Origin of the sequence: Cupriavidus alkaliphilus, from assembly GCF_014191175.1 — a bacterium.
Classification (GTDB): Bacteria; Pseudomonadota; Gammaproteobacteria; order Burkholderiales; family Burkholderiaceae; genus Cupriavidus; species Cupriavidus alkaliphilus.
The window spans coordinates 775,572-790,929 of the sequence record NZ_JACHWE010000001.1 but is presented as its reverse complement, the minus strand read 5'-3'; the positions used below and the strand labels follow the sequence as shown (position 1 = coordinate 790,929).

Genomic DNA, 15,358 nt, shown 5'->3' with positions numbered 1-15,358 from the left:
CTTCCTTGCAAGTTTGGCGGGTTCAGGCCGGCACGCCGGCCGCTTCGGGCTCCAGCACGGGCGGGGTGCCGCGCGGCAGCGTGACCACGAAGCGCGCGCCCGCAGCCCCGGCCTGCGCCGGATGCACCGGCTCGACCCGGATGCTGCCGCCGTGCGCCTGCACGATCGCCTCGCACACGGCCAGCCCCAGGCCGACGCCGCTGGTGGCGGATTCGCGCTCGCCGCGCGTGAATTTCTCGAACACCTGGCGCGCCATCGCGCCCGGCACGCCGGGGCCGTCGTCCTCGACGATCAGGTGCACGGCGGTTTCGGTCACCTCGCCGCGCAGCCGGATCTCGGTGCCCGGCGCGGTGTACTTGGCCGCATTCTCGAGCAGGTTGCACAGCACGCGCTCGATCAGCACGCCGTCGCACGCCACCAGCGGCAGCGCCGACAGGTCGGCCACCACCACGCGGTGCCGCGCCAGCGCGTCGCGCAGCGATGCCAGCGCCGCGCCGGCGAGTTCCTCGAACGACTGCCAGGTCTTGCGCAGCGCCACGTTGCGGCTCTGCAGCCGCGCCATGTCGAGCAGGTTGGCCACCATCGCGTGCATGCGCCGCGCCTGGTCGCGCATGACACCGACCGTTTCGGCCACCTCCGGTGCCAGCGGCGGGGTGCCGCGCTGCAGGGTCTCGGCCATGCCGATCAGGCTGGTCAGCGGCGTGCGCAGGTCGTGCGACACCGCCGCCAGCAGCGAGCTGCGCAGGCGCTCGGACTCCATCGTCAGCAAGGCCTGCTGCGCGACCTCGACGTAATGCAGCCGCTCCAGCGCGATCGCGATCAGCGTGGCGAAGACATCGGCCTGCCGCCGCAGCGCGGGCTGCGCCAAGGCACGCCAGGCGCGCGGCTCGACCGCGAGCACGCCGCGCACCTGCATCGGCGCTTTCAACGGCAGGTACAGCACCGTGCCCGCCGGCAGCGTGTCGGTGCCGGTGCCGGCCGGCTGGCCGTGGTCGAACACCCATTGCGCCAGCACATGGTCGATGGCATCGCTCTGCGCGGCGACGCCGGCTTGCGCGTCGCTTTCGGCATCGTTTGCGGCATCGTTTGCGGCAGGCAGCAGTCGCCCTTGCGGGCCGGCCAGGAAGAACGCCGCGCGCGCGTCGAACGCCGCCCGCAGGAAGCGGCCGCCGATGGCGACGATCTGCGCATCGGTCAGCGCCGCCGACAGTTCGCGCGCCAGCTCGTACAGCGTGCGCGCATCGGTCTCGCGCTGGACCGACACGCGCGCCTGCTCGCGCAGCCCGGCGGTGAGCTGACCGATCACCAGCCCAACCGCCAGCATCACCAGGAAGGTCACCAGGTATTGCACGTCGCTGACCGCGAACGACAGCTGCGGCGGAACGAAGAAGAAGTCGAACGCGCCCACCGCCACCAGCGCGGCGAAAGCTCCGGCGGTGCGTCCGTGGCGCAGCGCCACCCCTGCCACCGCCAGCAGGAACAGCATGGCGATATTGACCAGGTCGAACCATGGCCGCGCCAGCACCGACAGCGCGGTGGCGCCGGCGCACCAGGCCACCGCCCACAGCAGGCCGGGCCACTGCGCCGGACCGGCCTCCTCAACCTGCGCAGCGATGCCATGCGCGCTGCGGGCGGTATCGGGCGCGTCATGCCGGACCCCGTCGGCCGCGACGCGGATCACGTCGACCTCCGGACACGCGGCCGCCAGCGCATCGGCAAAGCTGCTGCGCCCGAACAGCCAGGCGCGCGCGCCCAGCCACGGCGCCAGCCACTGCGCCAGCCACGCGTGCAGGCGGCCCGGCAGCGCACCGCCGCGGTCACGCCAGCGCGCCGGCGTGCGGCCGACCAGGACCTTGGTCAGGTTGTGCCGCCGCACATAGCCGGCCACCGCCGCCACCATGTCGCTGCCGGCCAGGGTCTCGGTGCGCGCGCCCAGCGACTCGGCCAGGCGCATGGCCTCGTCGAGCTGCGCGCGCAGCGGGTCCGGCACCGGCGCCAGCCGCGGCACCGACACCGTCACCACATGGCAGTCGCAATCGAGCTGCGCGGCCAGCCGGCGCGCGCTGCGCACCACCTGCGCGGCATCGCTGCCCAGGCCGATGCAGGCCAGCACCGCTTCGCGCGTGCGCCACACCGGCTCGATCGACGCCTGCCGGCGGTAGGCGCGCACATCGTCGTCGACGCGGTCGGCGGTGCGGCGCAGCGCCAGCTCGCGCAGCGCGATCAGGTTGCCCTTGCGGAAGAAGTGCTGCACCGCGTGGCGGGCCTGTTCGGGCACGTACACGCGGCCTTCGCGCAGCCGGCGCAGCAGTTCGTCGGCGGGCAGGTCGACCAGCACCACTTCGTCGGCCTCGTCGAAGACCGCGTCGGGCACGGTCTCGCGCACGCGGATGCCGGTGATGCCGGCCACCGCCTGGTTCAGGCTGTCGAGGTGCTGGACGTTGACGGTGGTCCAGACGTCGATGCCGGCCGAGCGCAGCTCGGCGATGTCCTGCCAGCGCTTGGGATGGCGGCTGCCGGGCGCGTTGCTGTGGGCCAGCTCGTCCACCAGCACCAGCGCCGGCCGGCGCGCCAGCGCCGCGTCGAGATCGAATTCCTGCAGCGCGCGGCCGCGGTGCTCGAGCGCGCGCCGCGGCAACTGCTCGAGGCCTTCGGCCAGCGCCTCGGTCTCGGCGCGGCCATGGCTTTCCACCACGCCCACCACGACATCGCCACCCTGTTCGCGCAATGCGCGCGCCGCCGCCAGCATGGCAAAGGTCTTGCCGACGCCGGCCGAGGCGCCGAAGTAGATGCGCAGGCGTCCGCGCGCGGCGCGTTCGCCGTCGGCCTGCATGCGTTGCAGCAGGTGGTCGGGATCGGGGCGGAGGTCGTCGGCTGGGCGCACGGGCATGGTGGGCGCGCTCACGTTGCGGCAGCGCGAGCGCAGCCAGATTGTGCCATGCAGGCCGGCACACGGCCCGCCGCCTCAGCGCGCCGGCAGCGCATCCAGTGCCAGGTTCAGCTGCAGCACGTTGACGCCGGCCTCGCCCAGCACCGGCAGCAGCGGCTTGTCGGTATGCGCGGCGATCAGCGCGCGCACCTGCGCCAGCGGCAAGCCCCGCGCGCGCGCCACGCGCGCCGCCTGGTACTCGGCCGCGGCCACGCTGATATGCGGATCCAGGCCGCTGCCGGATGCGGTCACCAGGTCCACCGGCACCGGCGCGGTGTTGCCGGGATCGGCCGCGCGCAGCGCGTCGAGGCGCGCGCGTGCCGCGTCGGCCAGCGCCGGGTTCGAGGGCCCCAGGTTGGAGCCGCCGGAAGCTCCGCCGTTATAAGGCATGGGCGCGGTCGCCGAGAGCCGGCCCCAGAAGTCGCCGGGCGCGGAGAACGGCTGGCCGATCAGCTCGGATCCCAGCACCTTGCCGTCGCGCACGATCAGCGAGCCGGCCGCCTGGTGCGGAAAGGCCGCGCCGGCAATCATCGTGATCGCCGCGGGGTACAGCAGGCCCGTCAGCAGCGACAGCGCCAGCAGGATGACCAGCGCCGGGCGCATCAGGCCGCCCTGCCCGTCGGGTTGCGCGGCGTGCGCGGTGTCGGCAGTGATTGGATTGGACATGGTTGCTCCGAACATTGTTTGGGGTCGGTCAGGCCCAGCCCATGGCGGCCAGACCCAGGTCGATCAGCTTGATGCCGGCAAACGGCACCGCGATGCCGCCCAGCCCGTACACCAGCAGGTTGCGGCGCAGCAGCGCGGCGGCGCCGAGCGCGCGGTAGCGCACGCCGCGCAGCGCCAGCGGGATCAGCACCACGATGATCAGCGCGTTGAAGATCACCGCCGACAGGATCGCCGAGGCCGGCGTGGCCAGGCCCATCACGTTGAGCAGGCCGAGTTGCGGATAGGTGGTGGCAAAGGCCGCGGGAATGATCGCGAAATACTTGGCCAGGTCGTTGGCCACGCTGAAGGTGGTAAGCGCGCCGCGGGTCATCAGCATCTGCTTGCCGATGCCGACGATCTCAATCAGCTTGGTCGGGTTGCTGTCGAGGTCGACCATGTTGCCGGCCTCGCGCGCGGCCTGCGTGCCGCTGTTCATGGCGACCGCGACGTCGGCCTGCGCCAGCGCCGGGGCGTCGTTGGTGCCGTCGCCGGTCATCGCCACCAGGCGCCCTTCTGCCTGGTACTGGCGGATCAGCGCCAGCTTGGCTTCGGGCGTGGCCTCTGCCAGGAAGTCGTCGACGCCCGCCTCGGCGGCGATCGCGGCGGCGGTCAGCCGGTTGTCGCCGGTGATCATCACGGTGCGGATGCCCATGCGGCGCAGTTCGCCGAAGCGCTCGCGGATGCCGCGCTTGACCGTGTCCTTCAGCTCCACCACGCCCAGCACGCGCACCTCGGCCCCGGCCCGCTCGGCCACCACCAGCGGCGTGCTGCCGGCCCGGGCCACGTCCTCGACCGCGTGCGTGACCGCATCCGGGAACTTGCCCGCATGCTCGGCCACGTAGCGGCGCACGGCGTCGGCCGCGCCCTTGCGCACGCTGCGCCGCGACGCGCCCTCGCCGAGGTCGACGCCGCTCATGCGCGTCTGCGCGGTGAACGGCACGAACACCGGCCGCGCCGCACCCATGCCGGGCGCCTCGGCGCCGGCCTGCTGGCGCGCCAGCGCCACGATGCTGCGGCCCTCGGGGGTTTCATCGGCCAGCGACGACAGCCACGCGGCGGCCGCCAGCTGGCGTTCGCCCACGCCCGGCGCCGGCAGCAGCCGCGCGGCCTGGCGGTTGCCGAGCGTGATCGTGCCGGTCTTGTCGAGCAGCAGCACGTCGACGTCGCCGGCCGCTTCCACCGCGCGGCCCGAGGTGGCGATCACGTTGGCCGCCATCATGCGGCTCATGCCGGCCACGCCGATCGCCGACAGCAGCCCGCCGATGGTGGTCGGGATCAGGCACACCAGCAGCGCCACCAGCACGGTCACGGTGACCGGCAGCCCCGCCCCCGTCGCCAGCACGCTGTAGGCGGAAAACGGCAGCAGCGTGGCCGTGGCCAGCAGCAGCACCATCGACAGCCCGACCAGCAGGATGGTCAGCGCCAGCTCGTTGGGCGTCTTCTGGCGCCGCGCGCCTTCGACCATCGAGATCATCCGGTCGATAAAGCTCTCGCCGGGATTGGTGGTGATGCGCACCACGATCCAGTCGGACAGCACGCGCGTGCCGCCGGTAACGGACGAGAAATCGCCGCCGGATTCGCGGATCACCGGTGCCGACTCGCCCGTGATGGCGCTTTCGTCGACCGAGGCCACGCCTTCGATGACCTCGCCGTCGCCGGGGATCATGTCGCCGGCCTCGGCCAGCACCACGTCGCCGCGGCGCAGCGTGGTGGCCGGGCGCACCTGCACGGCGCCGTCGCGGCGGCCCTCGGTCAGCACGCGCGCGCTCGCGGTGCTTTTCAGCCCGCGCAACGACGCGGCCTGCTGGCGGCTGCGTCCTTCGGCCAGGGCCTCGGCAAAGTTGGCAAACAGCACGGTGACCCACAGCCAGATCGCGACCGCGACGATAAAGCCGGCGCTTTCGGTGGCATGCGGCAGCGGCGACACCATCGCGCGCACGGCCAGCAGCGTGGTCAGGATGGCGCCGGCGTAGACCACGAACATCACCGGGTTGCGCAGCTGCTCGCGCGGCGACAGCTTGCGCAGCGCCGCGAGCAGCGCCGGGCGCACCAGTTCGGGCGACAGCATGCGGCGCGGCGCGCGCGCGGGATCGTGGGCGGCGCCGTCCTCGGCGCGCTCCGGGGCGGCCTGGGGCCGCGTGGTCAGGGTATCGGGTTGCATCATGGAGACAGGTTCGCGATTGGCGATTCGTCAGGACAGGCGTTCAGCGCGCGGCGCCGGCCAGCACGCCCTGCAGGTGTTCGGCAACGGGGCCCAGCGCCAGCGCCGGGACATAGGTCAGCGCGCCCACCATCAGCACGGAGCCGGCCAGCAGCACCACGAAGAGCGCGCCGTGCGTGGGCATGGTGCCGCCGGTGGCCGGCAGCTTCGGCTTGGCCGCCAGCGAGCCCGCCAGCGCCAGCACCGGGATCACGATCCAGAAGCGGCCGAACCACATCGCCGCGGCCAGCAGCGTGTTGTAGAACGGGGTGTTGGCGGACAGCCCCGCGAACGCGCTGCCGTTGTTGTTGGCCGCCGACGACAACGCGTAGAGGATCTCGGAAAAACCGTGCGTGCCCGGGTTGAGCACGCCCGCGCGGCCCGCGCCCGCCATCACCGCCACCGCCGTGCCCAGCAGCACCAGCAGCGGCGTGACGAGGATCACGATCACGGTCATCTTCATCTCGAAGGCTTCGATCTTCTTGCCGAGGTATTCCGGCGTGCGGCCGATCATCAGGCCGGCGATGAACACCGCCAGCACCGCGTAGACCAGCATGCCGTACAGGCCGGAGCCGACCCCGCCGAACACCACCTCGCCCAGCTGCATCAGCAGCATCGGCACCATGCCGCCCAGCGCGGTGAAGGAATCGTGCATGGCATTGACCGCGCCGCACGACGCCGCCGTGGTGATCGCCGCGAACAGCGCGGAGGCGGCCACGCCGAAGCGCGTTTCCTTGCCTTCCATATTGCCGCCCGCCTGCAGCGCGGAGCCGGCGTGGTCCAGCGGCAGCGCGGACAGCACCGGTCCGGTACGCTGCTCGGCCAGCGCGGCCAGGCTGGCCATGGCCACGAACAGCAGCGTCATCGCCGCCAGCACCGCCACGCCCTGGCGGCGGTCCCGCACCATTTCGCCGAAGGTGAAGCAGAGCGCGGCGGGGATCAGGAAGATCGCCAGCATCTCGATCAGGTTGGACAGCGCGGTCGGGTTCTCGTACGGATGCGCCGAGTTGGCGTTGAAGAAGCCGCCGCCGTTGGTGCCCAGCATCTTGATCGCCTCCTGCGAGGCCACCGGCCCCAGCGGCAGGGTCTGCGTGTGCGCCGTGGCCGGACGCGTCAGCGCCTGGCCCTGGGCATCGGCGACCGGATTGCCGGCGGCGTCCGTCACCGGCTGGCTGTAGGCCACCGGACGCAGCAGCGCTGCGTCGCGGTAGCCGCTGAAGTTCTGGATCACTCCCTGGCTCGCCAGCATCAGCGCAATTGCCGATGCCAGCGGCACCAGCACGTACAGCGTGATGCGGGTCAGGTCGACCCAGAAGTTGCCGATGCCCCCCGCGCGCTGGCGCGCAAACCCGCGGATCAGTGCGAACACCACCGCGATTCCCGTGGCCGCGGAGACAAAGTTCTGCACCGTCAGCGCCAGCATCTGCGTCAGGTAGCTCATGGTCGATTCGCCGCCATACCCCTGCCAGTTGGTATTGGCGACAAAGCTGACGGCGGTGTTGAAGGCCGAGTCCGGCGCCACCGCGCCGAAGCCCTGCGGGTTCAGCGGCAGCCAGCCCTGCAGGCGCTGCAGCGCATAGACCGCCACCGCGCCGAGCAGGTTGAAGGCGAGCACGGCCAGCGCGTAGCGCCGCCAGCCCATCTGCGCGCCGGGCCGCACGCCGGCGAGCCGGTACAGCGCGCGCTCGAGCGACCGGCCCCAGCCGGTCAGGCGATAGCCGTCGTCTTCGACCGCGCGGCGCAGGTAGCGGCCCAGCAATGGGGCCAGGGCCAGCAGGATGGCCAGGTACAGGGCCAGCAGGCCCGGGAAATCGGTCGGCATCAGAACTTCTCCGGACGGCACAAGGCAATCAGCAGGTAGAGGAAGATGGCCACGGCAAGCGCGCCGGCCAGCAGTTCGGTCCAGTCCATCAGCGCTCTCCGCCGGTGGTGGCGTCGGGCTGCGGCCGGTCCGCGGCAGATACCGGCCGCACCGGGCCGCACAGCCACGCGCACAGCGCTATCAGGGCGACGCTGGCGGCGCCGAAGGCAATCAGAACGAGCAGGAACATCGCATCCATGGCGAGCAGAATCGTGAGTGGCAGACGTCACCCAGATTAGGGATGCGGGGATAAAAACGGGGTAGAAAGGTCCGCCGCGGCCATAAAAACGGTATAAAGACAGCCTGCGGTCCGGCGTGGACGCCGCGGCGCGCATGAAGTGGCCTGGCGATAACTTTCAGGCCCGGCCGCCGCGCGTACATTGCACTGCATTCTTGACAGCCCCGTCGTATACGTGCCATAGTTACGGGCGTATAGCATTCATGGAAACCGGTACTGTCAGGCTCCAGTTATGTTCGGACCTGGCGCTATCACCCCTGACACTGGTTGCACGGACTGAAACGTCCACATCTTTCAGGTTCGCGGGGGCGCACCAGGGCATCGCCCGGCGTGCAATACCAGTCGCTCCGGCGACCGCAGTTTCCCCCCGTTTGAACCAGCCGCCCCGGCGGCAATCCCCTAAAGGACTGAATTGACTAAGATCGTCTTGAAACCCGGTGAGCCCGTTGAAGTTGCAATGCGGCGTTTCCGTCGTGCCATTCTGCAGACTGGCCTGATCGTTGAACTCAAGAGCCGCACCGCTTACGAGAAGCCGACGACCGAGCGCAAGCGCAAGAAGAAGGCCGCCGAAGCACGCCTGCGCAAGCGTCTGCGCATGCAGATGCTGCCGAAGAAGATGTACTGATTCCGGTACGCTTCGCTGCCTGGTCTCCAGGCAAGAAAAACCGCCAGTTCGCTGGCGGTTTTTTTATACCCGCGCCTGCTGCAATGCGCCAACTGAGGCCGGCGCGGATGACCGGCATAATGGCGGATATTGCGCCGTTGCGGCGCCACACCGGACCCTGCCTTGACTGCCATCCTCGAGTTGCGCAAGGTGCGCAAGCAATACGGCGACACTGTCGTGGTCGACGACCTCGACCTCCAGGTTTTCCGCGGCCAGTGCTTCGGCCTGCTGGGCCCCAACGGCGCCGGCAAGACCACCACGCTGCGGCTGCTGCTGGGCCTGACCACGCCCATGGCGGGCACGCTGACGCTGTGCGGCGAGCCCATCCCCGAACGCGCGCCGCAGGCGCGCATGCGCGTGGGCGTGGTGCCGCAATTCGACAATCTCGACCCGGACTTCTCGGTGATCGAGAACCTGCGCATCTTCGGGCGCTATTTCGGGCTGTCATCGGCCGAGATCGAGCGGCGCGTGCCGCGGCTGCTGGAATTCGCGCGACTGGAAAACCGCGCCGACGCGCAGGTGCGCGATCTCTCCGGCGGCATGCGCCGGCGCCTAACCGTGGCGCGCGCGCTGATCAACGACCCGGACCTGCTGGTGATGGACGAACCCACCACCGGCCTCGACCCCCAGGCGCGCCACCTGATCTGGGAGCGGCTGAAATCGCTGATGGCCAGCGGCAAGACCATCCTGCTGACCACGCACTTCATGGAAGAAGCCGAACGGCTGTGCAACTACCTGTGCGTGATCGACGGCGGCCGCAAGATCGCCGAAGGCAAGCCGCACGAGCTGATCGACAGCCAGATCGGCTGCGACGTGGTCGAGGTCTATGGCGATGAACTGGACACGCTGCGCGGTACGCTGACGCCGCTGGCGCAGCGCACCGAAATGAGCGGCGAGACGCTGTTCTGCTACGTGCGCGAGCCCGCCCCGCTGCTGGCGGCGCTGCACGGCAGGAGCGGCGTGCGCTACCTGCACCGCCCCGCCAACCTCGAGGACGTGTTCCTCAAGCTGACCGGCCGCGAGATGCGGGATTGAATGCGGGACTGAACCAAGGGACGACATGAGCGAACAGGACCCCCGCGCGGACGCCGCCGACGCCTCCGCTGCCGCCGGCACCGCGGTGCGGCAGACCTATCCGCAGCCGCTGCTGCCGCGCAACCTGCGCAACTGGATGATGGTCTGGTACCGCAACTACATGGTGTGGAAGAAGCTGGCGATTCCGTCGATGATCGGCAACCTGGCCGACCCGATGATCTACCTGTTCGGCCTCGGCCTTGGGCTGGGGCTGATGGTGGGCCAGGTCGACGGCGTGTCGTATATCGCCTTCCTGGCGGCCGGCACCACCGCGTCCAGCGTCATGATGTCGGCCAGCTTCGAGTCGATGTATTCGGCATTCTCGCGCATGCACGTGCAGCGCACCTGGGAAGCGATCATGCATGCCCCGCTGACGCTGGGCGACGTGGTGCTGGGCGAAATCGCGTGGGCCGCCAGCAAGGCGGTGCTGTCGGGGCTGGCCATCATGCTGGTGGCGGGGGCGCTCGGCTATGCGCAGATGCCGGGCGCGCTGCTGGCGCTGCCGGTGATCGTGCTGGCCGGGATTGCCTTCGCCGCGCTGGCGATGATCGTCACCGCGCTGGCGCCCAGCTACGACTTCTTCATGTTCTACCAGACCCTGGTGATGACGCCGATGCTGCTGCTGTCGGGCGTGTTCTTCCCGCTGGAACAGCTGCCCGAAGGCGTGCAGGCCGCCACCGAGGCGCTGCCGCTGGCGCACGCCGTGGCGCTGATCCGGCCGCTGATGCTGGGCCGCCCGGTCGATGACGCGGGCCTGCACCTGGCGGTGCTGGCCGTCTATGCCGTGGCCGCGCTGGTGGTGTGCCTGGTGCTGCTGCGCCGCCGCCTGCTGCGCTGACTCCGCCCCATGCCAGGCTCAACCACTACCAAGAAAGAGTTACATGCCGTCTTTATTTCCCCGCTTGCGTCGCAACCTGCGCAACGATAGCGAAACCTCCGCCACCCTGCCGCGCGTCGCGCTGATGCTGGCGCCCGCCTGTGCCGTCGCGACGCTGTCCGGCTGCATGGTGGTCGGTGCCACCGTGGCGGTCGGCAGCGCCGCGGTGTCGACGGTGGCCACGGTAGGCTCGGCCGCGGTCAGCGTGGCCTCGACCGCGGTCGGCGCCACCTACGACGTCACCGCCGCCGGCGTGAAGGCGATGGCCGGCAGCGATGAGCCTGCGCCGCAAGCGCCGGCACCGCAAGGGCCGACCCTGCAAGAACCGGCCCCGGTGGTCGCGGCGACAGAGTAGCGCCTCAGTCGCCCAGGCCGCGCAGCAGGTCGGCCTTCAGGTCTTCGACCGACTCCAGCCCCACCGCCAGGCGGATCAGCCCTTCGCCGACGCCCGCGGCCGCCTTGGCCTCGGGGCTGACGCGTGCATGCGTGGTGGTGTACGGGTGCGTGATGGTGGTGCGGGTGTCGCCCAGGTTGCCGGTGATCGAGCACAGCCGCGTGTTGTCGATCACGCGCCAGGCATTGGCGCGCTGCTGCTCGGGCGTCGCGCCCTTGAGCTCGAACGACACGATCGCGCCGCCGCCGCTCTGCTGGCGCATGGCGATCTGGTGCTGCGGGTGCGACGCCAGCGCCGGGTGGAACACGCGCGCCACCGCCGGATGCGATTCCAGGAACTGCGCCAGCGCCAGCGCGCTGGCCGAATGGCGCTCCATGCGGATCGCCAGCGTCTCCATGCCCTTGAGCAGCACCCACGCATTGAACGCCGACAGCGTCGGCCCGGCGGTGCGCACGAACGGGAACACCTTGCCCATGATGAAGTCGTGCGAGCCCAGCACCGCGCCGCCCAGCACGCGGCCCTGGCCGTCGATATGCTTGGTGGCCGAGTGCACCACGATGTCGGCGCCGAACTTCATCGGCTGCTGCAGCGCGGGCGAGCAGAAACAATTGTCGACCACCAGCAGCGCGTTGGCATCGTGGGCGATGTCCGCCACCGCCGCGATGTCAGCCACCTCGGTCAGCGGGTTCGACGGCGTTTCCAGGAAGAACAGTTTGGTGTTCGGGCGGACTGCCGCGCGCCACGCTTCCAGGTCGGTCGGGTCGACGAAGGTGGTCTCGACGCCGAACTTGCCGAAGATATTGCTGAACAGCGTCATGGTCGAGCCGAAGATCGCGCGCGAGCTGACCAGGTGGTCGCCGGCCTGCATCGACGACAGCACCACCGACAGGATCGCGCTCATGCCCGAGGCGGTCGCCATGCAGGCCTGCGCCCCTTCCAGCGCGGCCAGGCGCGACTGGAACATCGACACGGTCGGGTTGGTGAAGCGCGAATAGGTATAACCCTCTTCCGAGTTGGCAAAGCGCTCGGCGGCTTCTGCGGCGCTGTTGAAGCAGAAGCTCGAGGTCAGGTACATGGCCTCGGAGTGCTCCATGAACTCGCTGCGCAGCGTGCCGGCGCGCACGCCGAGGGTATCGATGCCGAGCGATTCAGGGTTGAGCGGTTCGTTCATGCTGGTGGCGCGGTCGTACCCGCGCGAATGCAATGGTTGTGGCCTGCCGCGGCAAGGCGGCCGGCCATGAAAAAAGCCCGTGCGATCGAATGGTCGGATCGACGGGCTTGCTGTTCTGCGGAGGCCTTCGGCAGGCTGTGGCGGTTGGGCGGCCAGTTGCGCAGGCACTGCGCGGACTGGCAAACACTGCAACCACCATCTCTTTAGCTGTTTCGGGCTGGACCCGCGTCCGCAAGCTGACTATCAAATCGACGCCCGGCCATGTTACGGCCGGGCTTCGCATCCGTCAACGCACGGGCGCGCGGCGCGCGGCTTACTCGTTGCCGCCGGAGCGCTGCAGGTGCAGTGACGAGCGCTCGGTGTCGCCGCCGGTGCCGTCGCGGTCGGCCTGGCTGCGCGCCGTTTCCAGGCGCTCCAGGTAGGCCTCGTCGATATCGCCGGTAACGTAGCGGCCATCGAAGCACGATGCATCGAAGTCGTTCAGCGCGGGGTTGATATCGCGCACCGCCTGCTTCATCGCTTCCACGTCCTGGTACACCAGCTTGTCCGCGCCGATGATCTTGGCGATCTCTTCGTGGGAGCGGCCATGCGCCACCAGTTCGCTGCGGGTCGGCATGTCGATGCCGTACACGTTGGGGAACTTAACCGGCGGCGCGGCCGAGGCGAAGATCACCTTGTTGGCGCCGGCGTCGCGCGCCATCTGCACGATCTCGAACGAGGTGGTGCCGCGCACGATCGAGTCGTCGACGATCAGCACGTTCTTGCCCTTGAACTCCACGCCCATGGCGTTGAGCTTCTGGCGCACCGACTTCTTGCGCACCGCCTGGCCCGGCATGATGAAGGTGCGGCCGACGTAGCGGTTCTTGAAGAAGCCTTCGCGGTAATTGACGCCCAGGCGGTTGGCCACCTGCATCGCGGCCGGCCGGCTGCTGTCCGGGATCGGCATGACCACGTCGATATCGCCGGCCGACACTTCCTGGCGGATCTTCTCGGCCAGGTAGTCGCCCATGCGCAGGCGCGCGTCGTAGACCGGCACGCCGTCGATGCACGAGTCCGGGCGGGCCAGGTAGACGTACTCGAAGATGCACGGCGTCAGCACCGGGTTGTCGGCGCACTGCCTGCTGTAGAGCTTGCCGTCGAGGTCGATGAAGATGGCCTCGCCCGCCGCCACGTCGCGCTCGAACTTGTAGCCGATGCCTTCCAGCGCCACGGACTCGGATGCCACCATCCATTCCTTGCCGGTCGGGGTCTCGACGCTGCCCAGGCACAGCGGGCGGATGCCGAACGGGTCGCGCACCGCCAGCATGCCGTAGCCGGCGATCTGCGCCGCGATCGCGTACGAGCCGCGCACGCGCCGGTGCATGCCCGCCACGGCCTTGAAGATCATTTCCGGATCGAGCGCCATGCCGTTGCTGGCGCGCTGCAGCTCGTCGGCCAGCACGTTCAGCAGCACTTCGGTGTCCGAGTGCGTGTTGATGTGGCGGCGGTCGCGGCGGAACATTTCCTCGCGCAGCTGCTGCCAGTTGGTCAGGTTGCCGTTATGCGCCAGGATGATGCCGTAGGGGGCGTTGACGTAGAACGGCTGCGCCTCTTCCTCGCTCGAGGCCGAGCCGGCGGTCGGGTAGCGCACCTGGCCGATGCCCGCAGTGCCCGGCAGGCCGCGCATGTTGCGGGTGCGGAAGACATCGCGCACCAGGCCGTTGGCCTTGTGCATGTGGAAGGTACTGCCGTTGGCGGTGGCGATGCCGGCAGCATCCTGTCCGCGGTGTTGCAACAACAGCAGGCTGTCGTAAATCAATTGGTTGACAGGCGTGGCTGAAACCACACCGACGATACCGCACATGCCAAGCTCCCAGGAAAGGCTTTGATTCAGGGGGCGCAGCCCGGCCCGGGAACCTCCGGGCCCGAAGGCCTGCGTTACTACCAGCCGCGCAACGTGCCCGGCCTTATGTCTTCACGTACTTCGCCAGCTCCGGCGGCAGCCATGGCTTGATCGACTCCATGGCCTGCATCACATAGGGGCGGCTCACCGCATCGCGCCAGAACGGTTCTTCCGGCAATTTCGTCAGGCTGGCCAGCGTCACCATCACCATCACCAGCAGCACGCCGCGCAGCAGCCCGAACACCAGTCCCAGGCCGCGGTCTGCGGGCTTGAGGCCGGTGCTCTCGAGCAATTGCCCGACCACCATGCCGGCCAGCGAGGCCCCCAGCACGGTGCCGATCAGCAGCACCACGAAGCCCAGCGCATGGCGGGCCAGCTCGCCGCCCGGCAGCGACTCGGGCATCCAGCCCGCGGCCACCGCGCCGTAGCGGAACGCCACCCAGAACGCCACCACCCAGCCGATCAGCGACAGCACCTCGCGCACCAGCCCGCGCAGCACGCCCAGCAGGCCCGAGGCCAGCAGGATGAAGACCACGGCATAGTCGAAGAAAGTCGGCTGCATCGTTGCTGGCGGCCGCGCACGCGCGCCGGCCGCGGCGCCCCTTACTGTTCCACGACCTTCGAGGTCAGCCCCACCGCCCGCACACGCTTGTCGGCGGCATCGGCGGCGTCGCGGTCGTTGAAGGGACCGGCACGCAGCAGGATGCGCTCGCCATCGGCCAGCACTTTCTTTTCGACATAGGCCGGCACCTTGCTCGCCTTGAGCTTGGCCAGCCAGCCCTTGGCGCGCTCTTCGGAAGAAAACGCGCCGATCAGGATCAGGTACTTGCCGCTGCCGGTCTTGGCTTCGGCCCTGGTTTCGGGCTTCGGCTCGGGCTTGGCTTCGGTGCGCTGCGCGGGCTTGTCGGCGGCAGCCGCCGAGGGCTTCGGCGCATTGACGATTTCCTCGCCGGCATCGAGCGCGGCGGCATCGTTTCGCGACGCCGGCAAGGCCGGCGCGGGCGGCAACGGATCGGCCTTGCGCGGCTCGACGCGCGGCTTGTGCGAACTGGTGACACCGTTGGCGACCTTGACCGAGACGTCGTCGGACACCGGCCGCGGCTTGGTTTCGAACACGATCGGCAGCACGATCACGGCGGCCACCATCAGCACCACGGCGCCGATCAGCCGGCGGCGCGCGCGCTGCTTCTGCGGAAATTCAGGGTCCAGCGTGTCGTCGGCATACTCGTCGGCCAGTCGGCGCGACGAGGCGATGCCCGCACCCGTATCGGCGCGCTGGCGCCGGGCACGCTCGGGTGCCGGGTCGTTGCCCTTGCGGGAGGAAAACAGCGAAAGCAGGCCCATAGATTGGTTCGGTGATACG

Annotated in this window: 14 protein-coding genes; 4 read left to right on the top strand and 10 right to left on the bottom strand. The window is 69.8% G+C overall.

Annotation, left to right across the window (positions count from 1 at the left end):
* Positions 1-22: 22 nt before the first annotated feature.
* The 6 genes from FHX60_RS03750 to FHX60_RS03725 all read right to left on the bottom strand — a co-directional run bounded on the left by FHX60_RS03750 (position 23) and on the right by FHX60_RS03725 (position 7,894).
* Positions 23-2,890, bottom strand: coding sequence for a DUF4118 domain-containing protein (locus FHX60_RS03750; protein ID WP_183282579.1), 2,868 nt, complete (start codon positions 2,888-2,890; stop codon positions 23-25).
* 75 nt (positions 2,891-2,965) lie between these two features.
* On the bottom strand, positions 2,966-3,595 hold the full coding sequence (kdpC, locus tag FHX60_RS03745; RefSeq protein WP_183282578.1) for a potassium-transporting ATPase subunit KdpC: 630 nt from the start codon (positions 3,593-3,595) through the stop codon (positions 2,966-2,968).
* Positions 3,596-3,623: 28 nt separating this feature from the next.
* Entirely contained in the window at positions 3,624-5,702 is a 2,079-nt protein-coding gene (gene kdpB, locus FHX60_RS03740; RefSeq protein ID WP_260163556.1) for a potassium-transporting ATPase subunit KdpB, read from the bottom strand.
* A 136-nt stretch (positions 5,703-5,838) separates the two neighbouring features.
* The gene (gene kdpA / locus FHX60_RS03735; RefSeq protein ID WP_183282577.1) at positions 5,839-7,656 is read right to left on the bottom strand and encodes a potassium-transporting ATPase subunit KdpA; all 1,818 of its coding nucleotides are present in this window, start codon (positions 7,654-7,656) and stop codon (positions 5,839-5,841) included.
* Positions 7,656-7,745, bottom strand: coding sequence for a potassium-transporting ATPase subunit F (locus tag FHX60_RS03730; protein WP_062800936.1), 90 nt, complete (start codon positions 7,743-7,745; stop codon positions 7,656-7,658). Before FHX60_RS03730 ends, kdpA begins: the two co-directional genes overlap by 1 nt.
* The gene (locus FHX60_RS03725) at positions 7,745-7,894 is read right to left on the bottom strand and encodes a hypothetical protein (RefSeq protein WP_181486959.1); all 150 of its coding nucleotides are present in this window, start codon (positions 7,892-7,894) and stop codon (positions 7,745-7,747) included. Before FHX60_RS03725 ends, FHX60_RS03730 begins: the two co-directional genes overlap by 1 nt.
* A gap of 451 nt (positions 7,895-8,345) precedes the next feature.
* Between FHX60_RS03725 and rpsU the strand changes: the two genes are divergently transcribed.
* The 4 genes from rpsU (at position 8,346) to FHX60_RS03705 (ending at position 10,903) form a co-directional block, all read left to right on the top strand.
* Positions 8,346-8,558, top strand: coding sequence for a 30S ribosomal protein S21 (gene rpsU, locus FHX60_RS03720; RefSeq protein ID WP_010814647.1), 213 nt, complete (start codon positions 8,346-8,348; stop codon positions 8,556-8,558).
* Between the two features lie 162 nt (positions 8,559-8,720).
* Positions 8,721-9,632, top strand: coding sequence for a nodulation factor ABC transporter ATP-binding protein NodI (gene nodI / locus FHX60_RS03715; RefSeq protein WP_092309696.1), 912 nt, complete (start codon positions 8,721-8,723; stop codon positions 9,630-9,632).
* 25 nt (positions 9,633-9,657) lie between these two features.
* Complete coding sequence (locus FHX60_RS03710) at positions 9,658-10,509, top strand: nodulation factor ABC transporter permease subunit NodJ (protein WP_092309699.1); 852 nt, start codon at positions 9,658-9,660, stop codon at positions 10,507-10,509.
* Positions 10,510-10,552: 43 nt separating this feature from the next.
* Complete coding sequence (locus FHX60_RS03705) at positions 10,553-10,903, top strand: hypothetical protein (protein WP_183282576.1); 351 nt, start codon at positions 10,553-10,555, stop codon at positions 10,901-10,903.
* 4 nt (positions 10,904-10,907) lie between these two features.
* Here the strand turns inward: FHX60_RS03705 and FHX60_RS03700 are convergent, their stop codons facing one another.
* The 4 genes from FHX60_RS03700 to FHX60_RS03685 all read right to left on the bottom strand — a co-directional run bounded on the left by FHX60_RS03700 (position 10,908) and on the right by FHX60_RS03685 (position 15,339).
* Entirely contained in the window at positions 10,908-12,113 is a 1,206-nt protein-coding gene (locus FHX60_RS03700; protein ID WP_183282575.1) for an O-succinylhomoserine sulfhydrylase, read from the bottom strand.
* A gap of 313 nt (positions 12,114-12,426) precedes the next feature.
* Complete coding sequence (gene purF, locus FHX60_RS03695; RefSeq protein ID WP_183282574.1) at positions 12,427-13,956, bottom strand: amidophosphoribosyltransferase; 1,530 nt, start codon at positions 13,954-13,956, stop codon at positions 12,427-12,429.
* A 103-nt stretch (positions 13,957-14,059) separates the two neighbouring features.
* Positions 14,060-14,557, bottom strand: coding sequence for a CvpA family protein (locus FHX60_RS03690; RefSeq protein WP_025585719.1), 498 nt, complete (start codon positions 14,555-14,557; stop codon positions 14,060-14,062).
* Between the two features lie 41 nt (positions 14,558-14,598).
* Positions 14,599-15,339: an SPOR domain-containing protein gene (locus FHX60_RS03685; RefSeq protein ID WP_183282573.1), complete on the bottom strand. Its 741-nt coding sequence runs from the start codon at positions 15,337-15,339 to the stop codon at positions 14,599-14,601.
* Positions 15,340-15,358 lie beyond the last annotated feature (19 nt).